The organism is Kitasatospora sp. NPDC001119 (assembly GCF_053598475.1).
In genome coordinates this window covers 45652-69998 of the sequence record NZ_JBSFKI010000036.1, presented here as the reverse complement: position 1 = coordinate 69998, position 24347 = coordinate 45652, and the positions used below count along the sequence as shown (strand labels likewise).

At 74.4% G+C, this 24347-nt stretch carries 2 protein-coding genes (1 of these 2 running past the window's edge); both read left to right on the top strand.

The window, feature by feature from the left end; genetic code table 11:
* Positions 1 to 6063 carry the 3' portion of a type I polyketide synthase gene (locus ACWDD9_RS34050; protein WP_449813748.1) on the top strand. 3345 nt of this gene lie to the left of the window's left edge, so only the last 6063 of its 9408 coding nucleotides appear in the window; its start codon lies off the left edge, out of view; the stop codon is at positions 6061 to 6063.
* Positions 6063 to 24347, top strand: a complete 18285-nt coding sequence (locus ACWDD9_RS34045) for a type I polyketide synthase (RefSeq protein WP_449813753.1) — start codon at positions 6063 to 6065, stop codon at positions 24345 to 24347. The genes ACWDD9_RS34050 and ACWDD9_RS34045 overlap by 1 nt, the downstream gene beginning before the upstream one ends.

Genomic DNA, 24347 nt, shown 5'->3' with positions numbered 1-24347 from the left:
CGGCCGGCCGGCCGCGCCCCCTGGCGGGCGCGCGGCACCGTGCTGCTGACCGGCGGCACCGGCTCGATCGGGGCCTGTGTCGCGCGCTGGCTCGCCGAGCGGGACACCCCGCGCGTCGTGCTGACGAGCCGTTCCGGCCCGTCCGCGGAGGGGGCGGTGGAACTCGCGGCCGCGATGGCGTCCGCCGGGACGGCCGTCGACATCGTCAGCTGCGACACCGGCGTCCGCCGGGACGTCACCGACCTCGTCGCCCGGATCGAGGCCACCGGACCGGGCCTGTCCACGGTCCTGCACTCGGCCAACACCGGCTACCTGGCCCGGGTCGAGGACACCACCAGGGAGGGCCTGGCGGCGGCCCTCAGTGCCAAGGCCGCCGGGGCCACCTACCTGGACGAGGCGACGGCCGCGCTGGACGTGGACGAGTTCGTGCTGTTCTCGTCGATCTCGGCGACCTGGGGGAGCAACGACCACGGCCCGTACGCGGCGGGGAACGCCTTCCTGGACGGCCTGGCCGAGGACCGCCGGGCCCGGGGCCTGCCGGGCACCTCGATCGCCTGGGGCGTCTGGGACTCCCGGGACTGGGACGCGGTCGACGACCTGATGGACCACAGCCCCGGCCGGGTGACGCCCCGACGGCTCCGCCGGCAGGGGATGAACTTCCTCGAGACCGAACGGGCGCTGACGGCGCTGGACCAGACCCTCGCGGACGACGAGACCTTCATCGCGCTCGCCGACGTGACGTGGGAGAAGTTCGCGCCGGTGTTCCGCGCGGCGCGCCCGCGCCCGCTGCTGGACGCCATCCCCGAGGCCCGGGAGCAGGAGGACCGGGGCCCGGACGCCGCCGGGTCGGACCGGCCGGCCGAGGCCACCGGCGAACTGTTCCGCTCCCTCGTCGGCCTGACCGCCGCCGAGCGCCGCCGCGCGGTGGTCGAGCTGGTCCGCGCGCACGCCGCCGCCGTCCTCGGCCACGGCTCCGCGGCCGAGGTCCCGACCACGCGCGCCTTCCGGGAGCTCGGCTTCGACTCGCTGACCGCCGTCGAACTGCGCAACCGGCTGGGCGGCGCCGCGGGCGTCCGGCTGCCCGCCACGGTCGTGTTCGACCACCCCAACCCGGCCGCCCTGGCCGAGGAGATCCTCTCCCGGCTCTTCGGGGCCGAGGCGGCGGCCGGCGCCGGGCCGGTGCCCGCCGTGGTCGCGGCCCCCGCCGAACCGGTCGCGATCGTCGGCATGGCCTGCCGCTACCCCGGCGGGATCCGGACCCCCGAGGAGCTCTGGGCCCTCCTGGCCGAGCACGGGGACGCGATCGGCGGCTTCCCGACCGACCGCGGCTGGAACACCGAGGGCCTCTTCGACCCGGACCCGGACGCCGAGGGCAAGACCTACGTCGCCGAGGGCGGCTTCCTGACCGGGGCCGCCGAGTTCGACGCCGCCTTCTTCGGGATCAGCCCGCGCGAGGCCCTGTCGATGGACCCCCAGCAGCGGCTGCTGCTGGAGACCTCCTGGGAGGCCGTCGAGCGCGCGGGCATCGACCCGAAGTCGCTGCACGGCTCCGCGACCGGCGTGTTCGTCGGCGCGGCCCGGTCGACCTACCTCGGCGTGGTGGAGGAGACCGCCGGGTCCGAAGGACACCGCATGACCGGCACGGCGATGAGCGTGCTGTCCGGCCGGATCGCCTACGCACTGGGCCTGGTGGGCCCGGCGATGACGGTGGACACCGCCTGCTCCTCCTCGCTGGTCGCGCTGCACCAGGCCGTGCAGTCGCTGCGGTCGGGCGAGTGCTCGGTCGCCCTGGCGGGCGGCGTGACGGTGATGGCCGACCCGGGCGAGTTCGTCGGCTTCTCGCGGCTGCGGGCCCTGTCGCCGAACGGCCGCTGCCAGGCCTTCGGCGAGGGCGCCGACGGCATGGGCATGGGCGAGGGCGTCGGCATCGTGGTGCTCGAACGCCTCTCCGACGCCCGCCGCAACGGGCACCGGGTGCTCGGCGTGGTGCGCGGCAGCGCCATCAACCAGGACGGCGCCTCCAACGGCCTCACCGCCCCCAACGGCCCCTCGCAGCAGCGCGTCATCCGCGCGGCGCTGGCCAACGCCCGGATCTCGGCGGCGGACGTGGACGCGGTCGAGGCGCACGGGACGGGCACGGAGCTGGGCGACCCGATCGAGGCGGGTGCGCTGCTGGCGACGTACGGCCAGGAGCGCTTCGAGGACCGGCCGTTGTGGCTGGGGTCGGCGAAGTCCAACATCGGGCACGCCCAGCAGGCCGCCGGTGTGGCCGGTGTGATCAAGATGGTGCTGGCGCTGCAAGCCGGTGTGCTGCCGAAGACCCTGCACGCCGACGAGCCGTCCTCGCACGTGGATTGGGAGACGGGCAACGTCCGGCTGTTGCAGGACGAGGTGGCGTGGCCGGCGGGCGAGCGGCCGCGCCGGGCGGGTGTGTCGGCGTTCGGGATCAGCGGCACCAACGCGCACGTGATCATCGAAGAGGCCCCGGTCGAGGCGGAGACCGTCCCCGAGGACGCCGCCGAGGGCCTCGCGCCGGTCCTGTCGCGCCCCCTCCCGGCGTGGGTGCTGTCCGGCCGTGACGGGCAGACGCTCGCCGGTCAGGCGGGCCGGCTGCGCGAGCACGTCGCGGAGCGGCCGGAGCTGCCGGTCGGTGACGTCGCGTGGTCGCTGGCCACGACGCGGTCGGCCTTCGAGCAGCGCGCGGTGGTGCTGGGAGCGGACCGGGACGAACTGGAGGCGGGGCTTTCGGCCGTCGCCACCGGACAGCCCGCGCCCGGCGTGGTCACCGGCGAGGTCGCCCCGGACGGGGTGGGGCGGACGGTGTTCGTCTTCCCCGGTCAGGGCAGCCAGTGGGTCGGGATGGGCCGCGAGCTGGCGGAGGCCTCGCCGGTGTTCGCGGCGCGGCTGGCCGAGTGTGCCGAGGCTCTCGCGCCGTACGTGGACTGGCAGTTGGACGATGTGCTGGCGGGCCGGCACGGCTTCGAGGCCGCCGATGTGGTGCAGCCGGCGCTGTGGGCGGTGATGGTCTCGCTCGCCGCGGTGTGGGAGGCGGCCGGTGTCGCTCCCGATGCCGTGGTCGGTCACTCGCAGGGCGAGATCGCGGCGGCCGCCGTCGCGGGGATTCTCTCCCTGGACGACGCCGCGAAGGTCGTGGCTCTGCGGAGCAAGACCCTGAAGGCGCTGGCGGGTCGTGGCGGGATGCTGTCGATCGCGGAGCCGGTGGACGGTGTCCGCGCCCGGATCGCCCCGTACGGTTCCCGGCTGTCGGTCGCGGCCGTGAACGGCCCGTCGGCGACGGTCGTCTCCGGTGACGCCGACGCGCTGCGCGAACTCGCCGACTCCTGCGGGGAGTTCCCGCGCACCCGGATGATCCCGGTGGACTACGCCTCGCACAGCGCCCACGTGGACGAGCTGCGCGAGGAGATCCTCGCCGTCCTCCAGGGCATCGCGCCGACCGACCCCCGCATCCCCATGGTCTCCGCCATGACCGGCGCGTGGCTGTCCGGCCCGGAGATGGACCCGGCCTACTGGTACGCGTCCCTGCGCGAGACCGTCGAGTTCGACCGCGCCGTGCGGATCCTCGCCGACGCGGGCCACGGGGCGTACGTCGAGGTGTCCCCGCACCCGGTGCTCACCCCGGCGATCAGCGACGCCTTCGCGGACCGGACCCCGGCCGTGGTCGGCACCCTGCGCCGGGAGGACGGCGGCGCCGGGCGTCTCCTGGCCTCGCTCGCCGAGGCGTACGTCCGGGGCCTGCCCGTCGCCTGGACCGCGCTCCTGGGCGGCGGCACGGTTGTGGACCTCCCCACCTACGCCTTCCGGCGGGACCGGTTCTGGCCGGAGCCCACCGAGGCCCCGACCGTACCGGTCACCGCGGGCACGCCCGCCGAGGCGGGCTTCTGGAACGCCGTCGAGCGCGGTGACGCCGATGCTCTCGCCAACCTGCTCGGCGTCGACCCGGCCGACCCGGCCCTCGGCGCGCTCACCGGCTGGCGCCACCGCGAACGCGCCGAGTCGGCCGTCGCCGGCTGGCGCTACCGCATCGCCTGGTCGGCCCTGCCCGAGCACGGCACCGCGCTGACCGGCACCTGGCTGCTCGTCGGCTCCGCGCCGGACGTCGCCGACGCCCTGACGGCCGCCGGCGCCCGCGTCCTCACGGTGCCCGGGGACGGTATCGACACCACCGACCGCGAGGCGCTCGCCGCCGCGCTGCCCACCGGTGTCGCCGACCTCTCCGGCATCGTCTCCGCCCTCGCCCTCGACGACGAGGCGGCCGCGCCGCTCGACGCCCACCCCGGCGTCCCGCGCGGCCTGGCCGCCACCCTGGCCCTGGCCCAGGCCGTCGCCGACCGGCGCGGGGACGGGGACGACACGCCCGCCGCCCCGCTGTGGGTGCTGACCCGGGGCGCGGCCGCCGCCACCGACGGCGAGCCGGCCGGCCCGCCCGTCCACGCCCAGATCTGGGCCCTCGGCCGGACGGCCGCCCTCGCCCACCCCGACCTGTGGGGCGGCCTGATCGACCTGCCGCAGCGTCCCGAGGACACCGGCCCCGCCCTGCGGCGCCTGGCCGCCGTCCTCACGGGCGGCGACGGCGAGGACCAGGTGGCGCTGCGCCCGTCCGGCGCGTACGGACGACGGCTGGTGCGCGCCGCGCAGCCGCAGGCCCCGGCGAACGGCACCGCGTGGACCCCGCGCGGCACCGTCCTGGTCACCGGCGGGACCGGCGCCATCGGCGAGCACGTCGCGCGCTGGCTCGCCGACCGCGGCACGCGGCGCGTCGTGCTGACCGGCCGTCGCGGCCCGGCCACCGAGGGCGTCGCCGCCCGCGCCGCCGAACTCGCCGCCCGCGGCACCGGCGTCGACGTCGTCGCCTGCGACGTCGCCGAGCGCGCCGAGGTCGCCGCCCTGCTGGCCCGGATCGACGCCACCGGCGGCCCGGCCCTGTCCACGGTGCTGCACACCGCGGGCGTCGGCCAGGGCGGCACCGTCGGCGAGACCACCGCGGCCGGGCTGGCCGAGGTGTGCGCCCCCAAGGCGGGCGGCGCCCGCTGGCTCGACGAGCTGACCGCCGACCGCGGCCTCGACGACTTCGTGCTGTTCTCCTCCGGCGCCGCCGTCTGGGGCGGCAGCGACCAGGCCGGCTACGCCGCCGCCAACGGCTACCTCGACGGCCTCGCCGCCGAACGCCGCGCCGCCGGCCGCCCCGCCACCACGCTCTCCTGGGGCCTGTGGGACGGCGGCGGCATGGGCGGCGGCAGCGTGACCACCCGGCTGACCCGCTACGGCGTCCGGGCCATGGCGCCCGAACTCGCCGTCCGCGCCCTCGGCCAGGCCCTGGACGGGGGAGAGGACGCCGTCACCGTCGCGGACATCGACTGGTCGGTGTTCGGCCCGACGTTCACCCTGCGCCGTCCCAGCCGCCTCCTCGCCGACCTGCCCGACGCCGGGACCCGACCGGAACCCGCGGACTCCGGCCCCGGCACCGGGAGCGGCGCACCGGACGGCACCGGCCTGGCCGACCGACTCGCCGGCCTGCCCCACGCGGAGCAGCTGCGCCGACTCGTGGAGATCGTCTGCGACCAGGCCGCCGCCGTCCTCGGCCACACCGCCGGAGCACTGCCCAAGGGCCGGCCGTTCCGCCACCTCGGCTTCGACTCCGTGATGGCCGTCGACCTGCGCAACCGGATCACCGACACCACCGGGCGGCGGCTGCCCGCCACCCTCGTCTTCGACCACCCGACCCCCGCCGAACTCGCCGAGTACCTGCACGGCGAACTCGGCCTGCGAGCCGCGCCCGCCGACGACACCCGGGCCGCCCCCGGCGCCGACCCGGTGCTCGACGGGCTCGACCGCCTGGAGGCCGCGCTCGCGGCGGTGCCCGGCGGCAGCGGCGCCCGGCGCGACGTGACCCTGCGGCTGAGGAACGTGCTCTCCCGCTGGCTGGGCGACACCGAGCAACCACGGCAGGACGAGCAGGAGCAGCAGACGCTGGCCGGGCGACTGGACGACGCCGACGCCGGCGAGGTCCTGGACTTCATCAACAAGGAATTGGGGCTTTCGTGATGACCGGTGGTGCGCAGGCGGCGGGCGGCGACAAGCAGCTGCTCGACACTCTGAAGAAGCTCGCCGCCGACCTGTATCGGACCCGCGAGCGCGTCAAGGAACTGGAAGCCGGCGAGCGCGAGCCGATCGCCGTCGTCGGCCTCGGCTGCCGCTACGCCGGGGGCATCACCGGCCCCGACCGGTTCTGGGACCTGCTCTCCGCCGGGACGGACGCCATGGGCGGCTTCCCCACCGACCGCGGCTGGGCGGAGTGGGAGCGCGCCTACGGCAACCCGGACGCGCGCGCCGGCGAGGACTACGCCCGGGTCGGCGGATTCCTCTACGACGTGGCCGACTTCGACCCCGGGTTCTTCGGGATCAGCCCGCGCGAGGCCCTGGCGATGGACCCGCAGCAGCGGATCCTGCTGGAGACCGCCTGGGAGGCGGTCGAGCGGGCCGGCATCGACCCGATGTCCCTGAAGGGCTCCGACACCGGCGTGTTCGTCGGCGCCAGCGGCACCGCGTACGGATCGGGCGTGGGCGGCAACGGCAGCGGTGCCGAGGGCTACAAGATGACCGGCGGCCTGACCGCCGTCGTCTCCGGACGCATCTCCTACACGCTGGGCCTGACCGGCCCCGCCGTGACGATCGACACCGCCTGCTCCTCCTCGCTCGTGGCACTCCACCTCGCGGTGCGCTCGCTGCGCTCGGGCGAGTGCTCCCTCGCCCTGGCGGGCGGCGTCGAGGTGCTGGTCATGCCCGACGCGTACATCGAGTTCTCCCAGCAGGGCGGCATGGCCGCCGACGGCCGGTGCAAGTCCTTCGCCGCCGAGGCCGACGGCATCGGCTGGGGCGAGGGCGCCGGCATCATCGCGCTGGAGCGCCTCTCCGACGCCCGCCGCAACGGCCACCAGGTGCTCGGCGTGATCCGCGGCAGCGCCGTCAACCAGGACGGCGCCTCCAACGGCATCACCGCCCCCAACGGGCCCTCGCAGTACCGCGTCATCCACTCGGCGCTGGCCGACGCCGGCCTGACCGCGGCCGACGTGGACGTGGTCGAGGCACACGGGACGGGCACCACGCTGGGCGACCCGATCGAGGCGCAGGCGCTGCTCGCCACCTACGGGCAGGCCGAGGACCGCGCCGCCGACCGGCCGCTCTGGCTGGGCTCGGTGAAGTCCAACATCGGCCACTCCGGCTGCGCGAGCGGCGTCGCCGGTGTGATCAAGATGGTGCTGGCGCTGCAGCAGGGCGTGCTGCCGAAGACCCTCTTCGCCGGGAACCCGTCGCCGCACGTGGACTGGGCCTCGGGCAACGTCCGGCTGCTGAGCGAAGCGGTGGCGTGGCCGGCGGGCGAGCAGCCGCGCCGCGCGGGCGTGTCCGCGTTCGGCGTCAGCGGCACCAACGCGCACCTGATCCTGGAGGAGGCGCCGGCGGGCTCGGGCCGTCCGGAGGTCGTGGCGGGCGCCGCGCCGCGCGTCCTGTCCGGCGAGGGCCTTCCCGCGTGGGTGGTGTCGGGGCAGAGCGCCGCGGCGCTGGCCGGTCAGGCGGGTCGGCTGCGTGAACACGTGGCGGAGCGGCCGGAGTTGTCGGTCGGCGACGTCGCGTGGTCGCTGGCCACGACGCGGTCGGCGCTGGAGCACCGGGCCGTCGTGCTCGGCCCGGACCGGGACGGACTCGCCGCGGGGCTGACGGCCGTCGCCGCCGGGCAGCCCGCGCCCGGCGTGGTCACGGGCTCCGTGGACGCCGCCGGTGTGGGGCGGACGGTGTTCGTCTTCCCGGGGCAGGGGAGTCAGTGGGTCGGGATGGGGCGTGAGCTGGCGGAGGTTTCGCCGGTGTTCGCGGCGCGGCTGGCCGAGTGTGCCGAGGCTCTGGCGCCTTATGTGGACTGGCAGTTGGATGACGTTCTGGCGGGCCGGCACGGTTTCGAGGCCGCCGATGTGGTGCAGCCGGCGCTGTGGGCCGTGATGGTCTCGCTCGCCGCCGTCTGGGAGGCGGCCGGTGTCGCTCCCGATGCCGTGGTCGGTCACTCGCAGGGCGAGATTGCCGCCGCCGCTGTGGCCGGGATTCTCTCCCTCGATGACGCTGCCAAGGTCGTGGCTCTGCGGAGCAAGACCCTGAAGGCCCTTGCTGGTCGCGGTGGGATGCTGTCGATCGCGGAGCCGGTGGCGGGTGTGCGGGCACGGATCGCCCCGTACGGTTCCCGTCTGTCGGTCGCGGCCGTGAACGGCCCGTCGGCGACGGTCGTCTCCGGTGACGCGGACGCGCTGCGCGAACTGGCGGACTCCTGCGGGGATGCGCCGCGCGCTCGGATGATCCCGGTCGACTACGCCTCGCACAGCGCGCACGTGGACGAGCTGCGCGAGGAGATTCTCTCGGTCCTCCAGGGCATCGCGCCGACCGAGGCCCGCATCCCCATGGTCTCCGCGCTGACCGGCGCGTGGCTGTCCGGTCCGGAGCTGGACCCCGACTACTGGTACGCCTCGCTCCGCGAGACCGTCGAGTTCGAGCGGGCGGTCCGCATCCTCGCCGAGTCCGGGCACGGGGCGTTCGTGGAGGCCTCCCCGCACGCGGTGCTGACCGGCGCGGTGGGCGACGTCGTCGAGGACATCGAGGGCTCGGCCGTGGTCGGCACCCTGCGGCGCGAGGAGGGCGGCGCCGGGCGTCTTCTGACCTCGCTCGCCGAGGCCTACGTGCGGGGCCTCCCCGTCGACTGGGCCGCGCTCCTGGGCGGCGGCACGGTCGTGGACCTGCCCACCTACGCCTTCCAGCGCCGGCGCTACTGGCTCGGCGCCGTGGCCTCCGTCCAGGCCGCCGGCCCGGACACCTCGGTGGACGACTGGCGCTACCGGATCGTCTGGCAGGCGGCCGACGCGAACCGGGCCGCCACGCCGTCGGGTACCTGGCTGCTGGTCGGCGACGGCCCCGACCGGGAGGCGGTCGCGAACGCGCTGACGGCCCGCGGTGCGAGCGTCGTCGCCGTCGCGGGACCGGAGGACGTCGACGCGGCACTGGCCGAGGGCGTGGCCGGTGTGGTGTCGCTGCTGGCCCTGGACGAGACGCCGCTGGCGGAGCACCCGTCGGTTCCGGGCGGTCTGGCCGGGACGGTCGACCTGGTCCGGGTGCTGGTCGAGACCGGTGTCACGGCCCCGCTGTGGGTGCTGACCCGTGGTGCGGTGGCGGTCGGCGCCGACGAGGTGACGACCAGTCCGGTGCAGGCCCAGGTCTGGGGTCTGGGCCGGGCCGTGGGCCTGGAGCACGCGGACTGGTGGGGCGGTCTGGTCGACCTGCCGCCGGTGCTGGACGCCGAGGCCGCCGCTCGTCTGGTCGGTGTGTTCGCGGACGGCGGTGAGGACCAGGTCGCGGTGCGGCCGTCGGGTGTGTTCCTGCGCCGTCTGGTGCGGGCCGAGGCCCGGCGCGTCGAGTCGGAGGACTGGTCGCCGCGCGGCACCGTCCTGCTGACCGGCGGTACGGGGTCGATCGGTGTCTGCATCGGCCCCTGGCTTGCCGAGCACGGCGCGCCGAGGGTGGTTCTGACCTCCCGGTCCGGCCCGTCGGCGCCCGGGGTGGCGGCACTGGCCGCCGCCGTGGCGAACGGCGGCTCGGCCGTCGAGGTCGTCAGCTGCGACCTGGCGGACCGGGACCAGGCGACCGGCCTGGTGGCCTGGATCGAGGCCTCCGGCCCCGGCCTGTCCACCGTCCTGCACTCCGCCAACGCGCCCTACCTGGCCAGGGTGGAGGACACCAGCCGCGAAGGCCTGGTCGCCGCGCTCGGCGCGAAGGCGGCCGGCGCCGTCCACCTGGACGAGGCCACGGCCGGCCTGGGCATCGACGAGTTCGTCCTCTTCTCGTCGATCTCGGCGACCTGGGGCAGCAACGACCATGGCGCCTACGCCGCCGGCAACGCCTTCCTCGACGCGCTGGCGGAGGACCGCCGGGCCCGCGGCCTGCCCGGCACCTCGATCGCGTGGGGCGTCTGGAACACCCGCGACTGGGACGCCGTCGACGCGGTGATGGACCAGGCACCCGGCCGGGTGACGCCCCAGCGCCTGCTGCGGCAGGGCATGAACTTCCTCGACACCCAGCGGGCGTTGACGGCGCTCGGCGAGGTGCTCGCCGACGACGAGACCTTCATCGCCCTCGCGGACGTCGAGTGGGAGAAGTTCGCGCCGGTCTTCACGGCCGCGCGCCCGCGCCCGCTGCTGGACACCATCCCCGAGGCCCGGGCCGAGACGGCCGCCGCGACGGCCGCCGACGAGCGCGGCGAGTTCGCCTCGCGGCTGGCCGGGCTGTCGGCGGCCGAGCGGCGCCGGAGCGTCGTGGAACTGGTGCGCTCCCACGCCGCCGCGGTCCTCGGCCACGAGTCGGCGGACGAGATCGTCGCGACGCGGGCCTTCCGGGAGCTGGGCTTCGACTCGCTGACCGCCGTCGAACTGCGCAACCGCCTGAACACCGCCTGCGGCCTGCGCCTGCCGTCCACCGTCGTCTTCGACCACCCGAGCGCGTCCGTGCTGGCCGAGGAGATCCTGAGCGCGCTGTTCGGGGCGGAGGGCCCCGGCCAGGTGGTCGCGGTGGCCGCCGCGCCCTCGGAGCCGATCGCGATCGTCGGCATGGCCTGCCGCTACCCGGGCGGCGTGCGCTCGCCCGAGGAGCTGTGGGACCTGATCGCCGCCGGCGGGGACGCGATCAGCGGCTTCCCGGCCGACCGCGGCTGGGACGCCGAGGCGCTGTTCGACGCGGACGCCGACGCCGAGGGCTCGACCTACGTCGTGGAGGGCGGATTCCTCAGCGGCGCCGGGGAGTTCGACGCCGGGTTCTTCGGCATCAGCCCGCGCGAGGCCCTCGCCATGGACCCGCAGCAGCGCCTCCTGCTGGAGACGTCCTGGGAGGCCGTCGAGCGCGCGGGCATCGACCCGCAGACGCTGCACGGCTCGGCGACCGGCGTCTTCATCGGCGCGGCCCCGTCCGGCTACTTCGGCGCGGTCGGGGACGAGGCCGGCGTACAGGCCCACCTGATCACCGGGAACGCGCTGAGCGTGCTCTCCGGCCGGATCGCCTACTCCCTGGGCCTGGTCGGCCCGGCGATGACCGTGGACACCGCGTGCTCCTCCTCGCTGGTCGCGCTGCACCAGGCGACCCAGGCGCTGCGGTCGGGCGAGTGCACGGTGGCGCTGGCCGGCGGCGTGACCGTGATGGCCGACCCCGGCGAGTTCGTCGGCTTCTCGCGGCTGCGTGCGCTGTCCTCCGACGGCCGCTGCAAGGCCTTCGGCGACGGCGCGGACGGCATGGGCATCGGCGAAGGCGTCGGAATGCTGGTGCTGGAACGGCTGTCGGACGCCCGCCGCAACGGGCACCAGGTGCTCGGCGTGCTCCGCGGGAGCGCCGTCAACCAGGACGGCGCCTCCAACGGCCTGTCCGCGCCCAACGGCCCCTCGCAGCAGCGCGTGATCCTCTCCGCGCTGGCCAACGCCCAGCTGTCGGCGTCCGACGTCGACGCGGTCGAGGCGCACGGCACCGGCACCACGCTCGGTGACCCGATCGAGGCCGGCGCGCTGCTGGCCACCTACGGCCAGGGACGCGCCGGGGACCGACCGCTGTGGCTGGGGTCGGTGAAGTCCAACATCGGGCACGCCCAGCAGGCCGCCGGTGTGGCCGGTGTGATCAAGATGGTGATGGCGCTGCGGCACGGCGTGCTGCCGAAGACCCTGCACGCCGAGCAGCCGTCCTCGCACGTGGACTGGGACCTGGGCAACGTCCGGCTGCTCCAGGAGCAGGTGGAGTGGCCGGCGGGCGAGCGGCCGCGCCGGGCGGGTGTGTCCGCCTTCGGGATCAGCGGCACCAACGTCCACGTGATCGTGGAGGAGGCCCCGGCGGCCGTCGAGACGGCGCCCGAGCCTGGGCCGGAGCTCCCGGCGCTTTCGATGCTCCCGGAGCTTCCGGTGCTGACCGGCGGGACGTCGGTGTGGCGGGTCTCCGGTCGTAGTGCGGTGGCGCTGGCCGGCCAGGCCGGTCGACTGCGTGAACACGTGTTGGCGCGGCCGGAGTTGTCGGTCGGCGATGTGGCGTGGTCGCTCGCGACGACGCGATCGGTGTTCGAGCAGCGTGCGGTGGTGCTGGGCGGCGAGCGGAGTGAGCTCGCGGCGGGTCTCGCGGCGGTGGCCACGGGGCAGCCCGCGCCCGGTGTCGTGACCGGCGGACTCGCTCCCGGTGGGGTGGGGCGGACGGTGTTCGTCTTCCCCGGGCAGGGGAGCCAGTGGGTCGGGATGGGGCGTGAGCTGGCGGAGTCTTCGCCGGTGTTCGCGGCGCGGCTGGCGGAGTGCGCCGAGGCTCTGGCGCCTTATGTGGACTGGCAGTTGGACGATGTGCTGGCCGGGCTTCATGGGTTCGAGGCTGCTGATGTGGTGCAGCCGGCGTTGTGGGCGGTGATGGTCTCGCTGGCTGCGGTGTGGGAGGCGGCCGGTGTCGCTCCGGACGCCGTGGTCGGTCACTCGCAGGGTGAGATCGCGGCGGCTGCTGTCGCGGGGATTCTTTCGCTGGAGGATGCGGCGAAGGTTGTTGCTCTTCGCAGCCGGACCCTGAAGGCTCTGGCCGGTCGCGGTGGGATGCTGTCGATCGCGGAGCCGGTGGCGGGTGTCCGCGCGCGGATCGCCCCGTATGGTGCCCGGTTGTCGGTGGCGGCGGTGAACGGTCCGTCGGCGACGGTGGTTTCCGGTGACGCCGATGCGCTGCGCGAACTCGCCGAGGCGTGCGGGGATTCGCCGCGCGCCCGGATGATCCCGGTGGACTACGCCTCGCACAGCGCCCATGTGGACGAGCTGCGCGAGGAGATCCTCTCCGTCCTTGAGGGGATCCGGCCTCGTGAGGCGCAGGTCCCGATGATCTCCGCGCTGACGGGCGAGTGGCTGGCCGGCTCCGAGCTGGACCCGGCGTACTGGTACGCGTCGCTCCGGGAGACCGTCGAGTTCGAGCGGGCGGTTCGTCTGCTGGGTGAGTCCGGGCACGGGGTGTTCCTGGAGGTGTCGCCGCACCCGGTGCTGACCCCGGCGATCGGTGACGCCCTGGAGGCGTTGTCCCCGGTCGTGGTGGGCACGTTGCGGCGCGACGAGGGCGGCGCGCAGCGCCTGCTGACGTCGTTCGCCGAGGCCTACGTCCAGGGCGCCACGGTGGACTGGGTGTCGGTCCTCGCCGGTGGTTCGACGGTGGACCTGCCGACGTACGCGTTCCAGCACCGTCACTACTGGCCCGAGGCGGTGGCCGAGGTTGCCGAGGGCTCCGTCATCGATGCCGAGTTCTGGGCGGCGGTCGAGGGCGGGGACGCCGACGGCCTGGCGGCGGCGTTGAACATCGACGGCGACCGGCTGGGCGAGGTGTTGCCGGCGCTGGCCGACTACCGGCGCCGGGGCCAGGCCGATGCGGCGGTCGCGGACTGGCGGTACCGGGTGTCGTGGGCGCCGGTGAGCGAGTCCGGCGGGGTGCTGACCGGGACGTGGCTGCTGGTGGGGGAGTCCCCGGATGCCGCTGCGGTCGCGGAGGCGCTGGAGTCCCACGGGGCAACCGTGGTCCGTACTGCGGTGGATGCCGTGGGTGAGGCGGTGGCCGCGTGCTCCGACCTGAGCGGAGTGCTGTCGCTGCTGGCGCTGGACGAGTCGCCGGAGGAGGCGTTCCCGTGGGTGTCGCGTGGTGGTGCTGACACGCTCGCGCTGATCCGGACGCTCGATCGTGCCGGGGTTGTGGCCCCGCTGTGGGTGGTCACGCAGGGTGCGGTCGCGGGTGATGTGGTGCGGCCGGTCCAGGCGCAGGTGTGGGGTCTGGGCGCCGTGGCGGGGCTGGAGTTGGCGGGCCGCTGGGGCGGGTTGATCGACCTTCCGGCTGCCGTGGATGCCCGCGTCGGTGCGCGGCTGGCGTCCGTCCTGGTCGGCGATGAGGACCAGGTGGCGGTGCGTGCGGGCGGTGTGGTGGCGCGGCGGTTGGTGCGCGCAGGCCGTCCGAACGTGCGCGAGGTGTGGTCGCCGCGTGGTTCGGTCCTGGTGACGGGTGGTACGAGCGGCGTGGGTGCGATCACCGCCCAGTGGGTGGCGGATCGTGGCGCGGCGCGGGTCGTGCTGACGTCCCGTTCGGGTCCGGGTGCCGCCGGTGTGGCGGAGCTGGCGGCCTCGATCGCGTCTCGCGGCGCGGCAGTTGAGGTGGTGGCGTGTGACGTCGCCGACCGCGCCTCCGTCAAGGGCCTGCTCGACTCGATCGACGCGACCGGTCCGGTGTTGTCGTCGGTGGTCCACTCGGCGGGTGTCGGTGACCGTAGGCCGGTCGAGGAGATCGAGCCTTCGGACCTGTCCTGGCTGCTGTCGGCGAAGGTCGGCGGTGCCATGGTGCTGGACGAGTTGACGGCGGGTCGGGATCTGGACGCGTTCGTGCTGTTCTCGTCGGGCGCGGGTGTGTGGGGCAGCGGTGGCCTGGGCGGTTACGCGGCGGCGAACGCGCACCTGGACGCGTTGGTGGAGGACCGTCGTTCCCGTGGTCTGGTGGCTTCTTCGGTCGCGTGGGGCCTGTGGGCCGGCGTCGGCATGGCCGCGAGCTCCGGTGGTGAGCGGTTGCGCGAGTTCGGTATGGAGGGCATCGACGGGCGTCGGGGCATGCTGGCGTTGGGCCAGGTCCTGGACGCCGGTGAGGGTGCGATGGTGGTGGCCGGCTTCGACTGGCCGCAGTTCGTGCCGACCTACACCCTGCACCGGCCGAGCCGCCTGCTGGCGGATCTGCCCGAGGTCCGTGCGGTCCTGGCTGCCGAGGCCGCCGTCGCCACGACGACCGAGGAAGTCGGCGCGTGGGCGGGCCGGTTGGCCGGGATGCCGGTCGCGGAGCAGCGCCAGGTCCTGACCGACCTGGTCAGGGGCCACGCGGCCGCAGTCCTCGGTCACGAGTCGGCGGACGACGTGCTGCCGCAACGGGCGTTCAAGGAGCTGGGTTTCGACTCCGTCGGAGCGGTCGAGCTGCGGAACCGCCTCTCCAAGGAGGTCGGCGTCCGGCTCGTCTCCACGATGGTCTTCGACCACCCGAACGCCGCCGCCGTCGCGGACTACGTACGCGGCGAACTCGTCGGCGCGGACGAGCAGACGGTCCAGCGGGACGGCGCGGTCCAGGTCGTGGCCGCGGCGATCGGCGAGCCGATCGCGATCGTCGGCATGGGATGCCGGTACCCGGGCGGGGCGGTCGGCCCCGAGCAGTTCTGGAGCATGGTGGCCTCCGGCACCGACACCATCGGCGGCTTCCCGACCGACCGTGGGTGGGACGCCTACGAGGAGGAGTTCGGCAAGGGCCAGGAGTACCGGCGACAGGGCGGATTCGTCCATGACGCGGCCGAGTTCGACGCCGGGTTCTTCGGGATCAGCCCGCGCGAGGCCCTGTCGATGGACCCGCAGCAGCGGCTGCTGCTGGAGACCTCCTGGGAGGCCATCGAGCACGGCGGGATCGACCCGAAGTCGCTGCACGGCTCGGCGACCGGCGTCTTCGTCGGCGCCAACTTCTCGGGGTACAGCTCGGTCCTGCCCGTCGAGGACACCAGCCTGGACGGCTACCGGCTGATCGGGAACGTGACCGCTGTCCACTCCGGCCGGATCTCGTACTGCCTGGGCCTGACCGGTCCTGCTCTGACGGTGGACACGGCCTGCTCGTCCTCGCTGGTGGCGATGCACCAGGCGGTGCAGGCGCTGCGGGCCGGCGAGTGCTCGATGGCGCTGGCCGGCGGCGTGGCGGTGATGGTCTCCCCGGCCGCCTTCATGGAGTTCGCCCAGCAGGGTGGTATGGCGTCCAGCGGCCGGTCGAAGGCGTTCTCGGACGAGGCCGACGGCATCGGCTGGGGCGAGGGCGCGGGCATGGTGCTGCTGGAGCGTCTCTCGGACGCCCGGCGCAACGGGCACCAGGTGCTGGCGGTGATCCGTGGCAGTGCGGCGAACCAGGACGGTGCGTCCAACGGTCTGGCGGCGCCGAACGGTCCGTCGCAGCGGCGGGTGATCCGTGCGGCGCTGGCGAACGCGCAGCTGTCGGCGGCGGACGTGGACGTGGTCGAGGCGCACGGCACCGGCACGACGCTCGGTGACCCGATCGAGGCGCAGGCGCTGCTGGCCACCTACGGGCAGGCCGAGGACCGCGCCGCCGACCGGCCGCTCTGGCTGGGGTCGGTGAAGTCCAACATCGGGCACTCGCAGTGCGCCGCCGGTGTGGCCGGTGTGATCAAGATGGTGATGGCGCTGCGGCACGAGGTGCTGCCGAAGACGCTGCATGCGGACGAGCCGTCCTCGCACGTGGACTGGGAGACGGGCAACGTCCGTCTGCTCCAGGAGGCGGTGGAGTGGCCGGCGGGTGGGCGCCCGCGTCGGGCGGGTGTGTCGGCGTTCGGTGTGAGTGGTACGAACGTCCACCTGATCGTCGAGGAAGCACCGGTCGCGGCGGTCGAGGCCGAGCGCCCGGCGGAGCAGCCGGCGCCGGAGGTCCTCGGGACCGCGCCTTCGGTGTGGACGGTGTCGGGCCAGAGCGTCGCGGCGCTGGCCGGTCAGGCCGGTCGGCTGCGTGAACACGTGCTGGCGCGGCCGGAGTTGTCGGTCGGCGATGTGGCGTGGTCGCTGGCGACGGCGCGTGCGGCGCTGGAGCACCGGGCGGTCGTGCTCGGTGGCGAGCGGAGTGAGCTCGCGGCGGGTCTCGTGGCGGTGGCCACGGGGCAGCCGGCGGCGGGTGTGGTGACCGGGTCGGTGGCTCCTGGCGGGGTGGGGCGGACGGTGTTCGTCTTCCCCGGTCAGGGCAGCCAGTGGGTCGGCATGGGGCGCGAGCTGGCGGAGGCCTCGCCGGTCTTCGCCGCGAAGTTGGCGGAGTGCGCTGCGGCTCTCGCTCCGTACGTGGAGTGGCAGTTGGACGATGTGCTGGCGGGCCTTCACGGTTTCGAGGCTGCTGATGTGGTGCAGCCGGCGCTGTGGGCGGTGATGGTGTCGCTCGCCGCCGTCTGGGAGGCGGCGGGTGTCGCTCCTGACGCCGTGGTCGGCCACTCGCAGGGCGAGATTGCCGCCGCCGCTGTGGCCGGGATTCTCTCCCTCGACGATGCCGCGAAGGTCGTGGCTCTGCGGAGCAAGACCCTGAAGGCCCTTGCGGGTCGTGGCGGGATGCTGTCGATCGCGGAGCCGGTGGCGGGTGTCCGCGCGCGGATCGCTCCGTACGGTTCCCGGTTGTCGGTGGCGGCCGTGAACGGTCCTTCGGCGACGGTGGTTTCCGGTGACGCGGACGCGCTGCGCGAACTCGCCGACTCCTGTGGGGAGTCCCCGCGTGCCCGGATGATTCCGGTGGACTACGCCTCGCACAGCGCGCACGTGGACGAGCTGCGCGAGGAGATCCTCTCGGTTCTCCAGGGCATCACGCCGACCGAGGCCCGCATCCCCATGGTCTCCGCGCTGACCGGCGAGTGGCTGTCGGGCCCGGAGCTGGACCCGGCGTACTGGTACGCCTCGCTCCGCGAGACCGTCGAGTTCGAGCGGGCGGTCCGGATCCTGGGCGCCTCCGGGCACGGGGTGTTCGTGGAGGTGTCCCCGCACGCGGTGCTGACCGGCGCGGTGGGCGACGTGGTCGAGGACGTCGACGGCTCGGTGGTGGTCGGCACCCTGCGCCGCGAGGACGGCGGGGCCGAGCGCCTGCTGTCGTCCTTCGCCGAGGCCTACGTCCAGGGCGCTCCGGTGGACTGGGCGAGGGTGCTCGGTAGTGGTGAGAGCGTCGGCCTGCCGACGTACGCCTTCCAGCGCCAGCGGTTCTGGCCGGAGCCGCGCACCCCGCAGCGGGCCAGGGCGTCGGTGGACGACTGGCGTTACCGGATCACCTGGCAGCCGGCGACAGGGAGCGGCCCGGCGGTCCTGTCCGGTACCTGGCTGCTGGTCGGGGACGCGGCGGACGCCGGTGTGATGGCCGAGGCGCTGGCGAGTTGTGGCGCCGAGGTCGTGCGGACGACGGTGGCGGGCCTCGACGAGGCCGTCGCCGGTGCGGATGTCCAGGGCGTGGTGTCGCTGCTGGCGCTGGACGAGTCGCTGGACGCCGAGTTCGGGTGGGTCCCGCGCGGCAGCGCCGACACCCTCGATCTGGTGCAGGCGCTGGGCCGGGCCGGGGTCACCGCTCCGCTGTGGGTGCTGACCCGCGGCGCGGTGCAGGCCGCGGCCGGCGAGGTGACGACCAACCCGATCCAGACCCAGGTCTGGGGTCTGGGTCGGGCCGTCGGCCTGGAGCATGCGGACCGTTGGGGCGGTCTGGTCGACCTGCCGCCGGTGGTGGACGCCGATGCCGCGGCCCGGCTGGTCGGCGTGTTCGCCGATGGCAGTGAGGACCAGGTCGCGGTGCGGCCGTCGGGTGTGTTCCTGCGCCGTCTGGTGCGGGCCGAGGCCCGGCGCGTCGAGTCGGCGGGCTGGTCGCCGCGCGGCACCGTCCTGCTGACCGGTGGCACCGGCTCGATCGGCGTCTGCATCGGCCCCTGGCTTGCCGAGCACCGCGCGCCGAGGGTGGTTCTGACCTCCCGCTCCGGCCCGTCGGCGCACGGTGTGGCGGCGCTGGCCGCCGCCGTGGCGAACGGCGGTTCGGCCGTCGAGGTCGTCAGCTGCGACCTGACGGAGCGTGCGCAGGTTGCGGCGATGGTGGCGTGGATCGAGAACACCGGTCCCGGCCTGTCGACCGTCCTGCACTCGGCGAACACCCCGTACCTCTCGCGGGTCGAGCACACGGATCACGAAGGCCTGGCGGCGGCACTGGGCGCGAAGGCGGCCGGCGCCACCTATCTGGACGAGGCCACGGCCGACCTGGGCATCGACGAGTTCGTGATGTTCTCGTCGATCTCGGCGACCTGGGGCAGCAACGACCACGCCGCGTACGCCGCCGGGAACTCCTTCCTGGACGGGCTCGCGGAGGACCGGCGCGGTCGGGGCCTGCCGGGGACCTCGATCGCGTGGGGTGTGTGGAACACCCGCGACTGGGACGCCGTGGACGCGGTGATGGACCAGGCGCCGGGCCGGGTGACCCCGCACCGGCTGCTGCGGCAGGGCATGAACTTCCTGGACACCCAGCGGGCGTTGACCGCGCTGGGTGAGGTCCTGGCCGACGACGAGACCTTCATCGCGGTCGCGGACGTCGAGTGGGAGAAGTTCGCGCCGGTGTTCACGGCCGCGCGTCCCCGTCCGCTGCTGGACACCATTCCGGAGGCGCAGGAGGACACCGCCCCCGGCCGTCCGGTCGACGACCAGCGCAGCGAGTTCGCCGCGCGCCTGGCGGGCCTGTCGGTCGCCGAGCGGCGCCGGACCGTCGTGGAGCTGGTGCGGACGCAGGCGGCCGCGGTGCTGGGCCACGAGTCGGCGGACGAGATCGTCGCCAGCAGGGCGTTCCGGGAGCTGGGCTTCGACTCGCTGACCGCCGTGGACCTGCGCAACCGCCTGAACGCGGCCGTGGGCGTCCGGCTGCCGTCCACGGTGATCTTCGACCACCCGAGCGCGTCCGCGCTGGCGGACGAGATCCTGGCCGCGCTGTTCGGGAGCGTCTCGGAGGAGACCGCCCCGGTGGTGGTGCAACCGGCCTCGACCGATCCGATCGCGATCGTCGGCATGGCCTGCCGCTACCCCGGTGGTGTCCGGACTCCCGAGGAGCTGTGGGACCTCCTGGCGGCGGGCGGCGACGCGATCAGCGGTTTCCCGGCCGACCGCGGCTGGGACGTCGACGGCCTGTTCGACCCGGACCCGGACGCCGAGGGCTCGACCTATGTGATCGAGGGCGGATTCCTCGGCGGCGCCGGGGAGTTCGACGCCGGGTTCTTCGGCATCAGCCCGCGCGAGGCGATGGCCATGGACCCGCAGCAGCGGCTGCTGCTGGAGACCTCCTGGGAGGCCGTCGAGCGGGCCGGTATCGACCCGAAGTCGCTGCACGGCTCCGCGACCGGCGTGTTCATCGGTGCGGCCGCCTCCGGCTACATCGGGGTGCTGGGCGACGAAGCGGAGGCCCAGGCGCACCTGATCACCGGGAACGCGCTCAGCGTCCTGTCCGGCCGGGTGTCGTACACGCTGGGCCTGAACGGGCCCGCGGTGACCGTCGACACGGCGTGCTCCTCCTCGCTGGTGGCGATGCACCAGGCGGTGCAGGCGCTGCGGTCGGGCGAGTGCACGGTGGCGCTGGCCGGCGGTGTGACGGTGATGGCCGACCCCGGCGAGTTCGTGAGCTTCTCGCGGCTGCGCGCGCTGTCGGCCGACGGCCGCTGCAAGGCCTTCGGTGAGGGCGCCGACGGCATGGGCATGGGCGAGGGCGTCGGCATGCTGGTACTGGAGCGGCTGTCGGACGCCCGCCGCAACGGGCACCGGGTGCTCGGTGTCGTACGCGGCAGCGCGATCAACCAGGACGGTGCGTCGAACGGTCTCACGGCGCCGAACGGTCCTGCTCAACGGCGGGTCATCCGGGCGGCGTTGGCGAGTGCGCAGCTGTCGGCCGCGGACGTGGACGTGGTCGAGGCGCACGGGACGGGTACGGAGCTGGGTGACCCGATCGAGGCGGGCGCGCTGCTGGCGACCTATGGCCAGGAGCGGTTCGAGGACCGGCCGTTGTGGCTGGGGTCGGTGAAGTCGAACATCGGGCACGCCCAGCAGGCCGCGGGTGTGGCCGGTGTGATCAAGATGGTGCTGGCGCTGCGGGCCGGTGTGCTGCCGAAGACGCTGCACGCCGATGAGCCGTCCTCGCACGTCGATTGGGAGACGGGCAACGTTCGTCTGTTGCAGGACGAGGTGGCGTGGCCGGCGGGCGAGCGGCCGCGCCGGGCGGGCGTGTCCGCCTTCGGGATCAGCGGCACCAACGCCCACGTGATCATCGAAGAGGCGCCGGCCGAGGCGGAGACGCCCGTCGACAGTGACGGCGGGAGCGTGGTGCCGGTGCTGTCGGGCGGTGTCCCGGCGTGGGTGCTGTCCGGACGGGACACCGAGGCGCTGGCCGGTCAGGCCGGTCGACTGCGTGAACACGTGCTGGCGCGGCCGGAGTTGTCGGTCGGCGATGTGGCGTGGTCGCTGGCGACGACGCGTGCGGCGCTGGAGCACCGGGCCGTCGTGCTCGGCGGCGAGCGGAGCGAGTTCGCGGAGCGTCTGGCGGCGGTGGCCACGGGGCAGCCGGCGGCGGGCGTGGTGACCGGTTCGGTGGCTGCTGCCGGGGTGGGGCGGACGGTGTTCGTCTTCCCGGGGCAGGGCAGCCAGTGGGTCGGGATGGGTCGCGAGCTGGCCGCTTCGTCGCCGGTGTTCGCAGCGAAGTTGGCGGAGTGTGCCGAGGCTCTGGCGCCGTACGTGGACTGGCAGTTGGACGACGTTCTGGCCGGGCTTCACGGTTTCGAGGCCGCTGATGTGGTGCAGCCGGCGCTGTGGGCGGTGATGGTCTCGCTGGCTGCGGTCTGGGAGGCGGCGGGTGTCGCTCCGGACGCGGTGGTGGGTCACTCGCAGGGTGAGATCGCTGCGGCTGCGGTGGCCGGGATCCTGTCGCTGGAGGATGCGGCGAAGGTCGTGGCTCTGCGGAGCAAGACCCTGAAGGCCCTTGCTGGTCGCGGTGGAATGCTGTCGATCGCCGAGCCGGTGGCGGGTGTGCGGGCGCGGATCGCCCCGTACGGTGCCCGGTTGTCGGTGGCGGCGGTGAACGGCCCGTCGGCGACGGTCGTCTCCGGCGACGCGGACGCGCTGCGTGAACTGGCTGACTCCTGTGGGGATTCGCCGCGCGCTCGGATGATCCCGGTGGACTACGCGTCGCACAGCGCCCACGTGGACGAGCTGCGCGAGGAGATCCTCTCGGTTCTCCAGGGCATCGCGCCGACCGAAGCCCGGATCCCCATGGTTTCCGCGCTGACGGGCGAGTGGCTGTCGGGCTCCGAGCTGGACCCGGCCTACTGGTACGCGTCGCTCCGGGAGACCGTCGAGTTCGAGCGGGCGGTTCGTCTGCTGGGTGAGTCCGGGCACGGTGTGTTCCTGGAGGTGTCGCCGCATCCGGTGCTGACCCCGGCGATCGGTGACGCCCTGGAGGCGCTGTCCCCGGTCGTCGCGGGCACGCTGCGACGGGAGGAAGGCGGCGCGCAGCGTCTGCTGACCTCGTTCGCCGAGGTGTACGCGCAGGGTCTCCCGGTCGACTGGGCCGCCGTACTCGGCCGCGGTTCGACGGTGGACCTGCCCACCTACGCCTTCCGGCACCGCCACTACTGGCCGGAGGCGGACCGTAAGCGCGCGGACGTCACGGTGGCCACCGGTGCGGAGGCGGGCTTCTGGACCGCCGTGGAGAGCGGTGATGTCACCGCGCTCGCCGGTCTGCTCGGGGTGGACCCGGCGGATGCCGCGCTGGGTGCGCTGACCGACTGGCGGCGCCGTGAGCGGGCCGGCTCGGCGGTCGCGGACTGGCGGTACCGGGTGTCGTGGGCGCCGGTGGGCGAGTCCGGCGGGGTGTTGACCGGGACCTGGCTGCTGGTCGGGGACGGCGCCGACGCGGCTGCGGTCGCGGAGGCGCTGGACCTTCCGGGTGCGCGGGTCGTCCGCTCGACTCCGGACGGTGTCGCGGCTGCGGCGGCCGCGCACTCCGACCTGCGGGGTGTGGTCTCGCTGCTGGCGCTGGACGAGTCGCCGGAGGAGGCGTTCCCGCTGGTTCCGGGCGGTCTGGCCGCGACGGTCGCGCTGGTTCAGGAGCTTGGCCGGCTCGGTGTGTCCGCTCCGCTGTGGGTGGTCACGCGGGGTGCGGTGGGTGCGGTCGCGGGTGATGTGGTGCGGCCGGTCCAGGCGCAGGTCTGGGGCCTGGGAGCCGTGGCGGCACTGGAGTTGGCGGGCCGCTGGGGCGGGCTGATCGACTTGCCGGCTGCCGTGGACGCCCGCGTCGGTGCGCGGCTGGCGTCCGTCCTGGTCGGGGATGAGGACCAGGTGGCGGTGCGTGCGGGCGGTGTGCTGGCGCGGCGGTTGGTGCGCGCAGGCCGTCCGGTCGTGCGTGAGGCGTGGTCGCCGTGTGGCTCGGTGCTGGTGACGGGTGGTACGAGTGGCGTGGGTGCGATCACCGCCCAGTGGGTGGCGGATCGTGGTGCTTCGCGGGTCGTGCTGACGTCCCGTTCGGGTCCGGGTGCTGCCGGTGTGGCGGAGTTGGCGGCGTCGATCGCGGCTCGTGGATCAGCAGTCGACGTGGTGGCGTGTGACATCGCCGACCGCGCTTCTGTGGCGGAGGTCCTGGACCGTATCGATGCGGCGGGCCCGGTGTTGTCGTCGGTGGTCCACTCGGCGGGTGTCGGTGACCGTAGGCCGGTCGAGGAGGTCGAGCCTTCGGACCTGTCCTGGCTGCTGTCGGCGAAGGTCGGCGGTGCCATGGTGCTGGACGAGTTGACGGCGGGTCGGGATCTCGACGCGTTCGTGCTGTTCTCGTCGGGTGCGGGTGTGTGGGGCAGCGGTGGCCTGGGCGGTTACGCGGCGGCGAACGCGCACCTGGACGCGTTGGTCGAGGACCGCCGCTCCCGGGGCCTGGTGGCCTCCTCGGTCGCGTGGGGCCTGTGGGCCGGCGTCGGCATGGCCGCGAGCTCCGGTGGTGAGCGGTTGCGCGAGTTCGGCATGGAGGGCATCGACGGGCGCCGGGGCATGCTGGCGCTGGGCCAGGTCCTGGACGCGGGCGAGGGTGCGATGGTGGTGGCCGGCTTCGACTGGCCGCAGTTCGTGCCGACCTATACCCTTCACCGGGCCAGCCGTCTGCTGACGGACCTCCCCGAGGTTCGGGAGGTGCTGGCCGCCGAGGCCGGCACCACCACGACCGAGGAAGTCAGCGAGTGGGCGGGCCGGTTGGCCGGAATGCCGGCCGCTGAACAGCGCCAGGTCCTGACCGACCTGGTGCGCGGTCACGCGGCCGTCGTCCTCGGCTACGACTCGGCGGACGACGTGCTGCCGCAACGCGCCTTCAAGGAGCTGGGCTTCGACTCCGTCGGAGCGGTCGAGCTGCGGAACCGCCTCTCGAAGGCGCTCGGTATCCGGCTGGCCTCCACGATGGTCTTCGACCACCCGAACGCCACCGCCCTCGCGGAGCAGATCCTGCGCGAGTTCATGCCGGAGCAGGCCGCTCCGGAGGGTGACGCGGACGAGCTGGCCCTCAGGGAGGCCATCTCGGCGATCCCGCTGGCCCGCATCCGGCAGGCCGGCCTGCTGGACCTGCTGCTGCAACTCGCCGACCCGGCCCAGGACAACGGCGCGGACAGTCGAACGGATACGGAGTCCATCGACGGCATGGACGCCGAAGACCTCATTCGCATAGCCCTCGATGGCAAAGACTCCTGA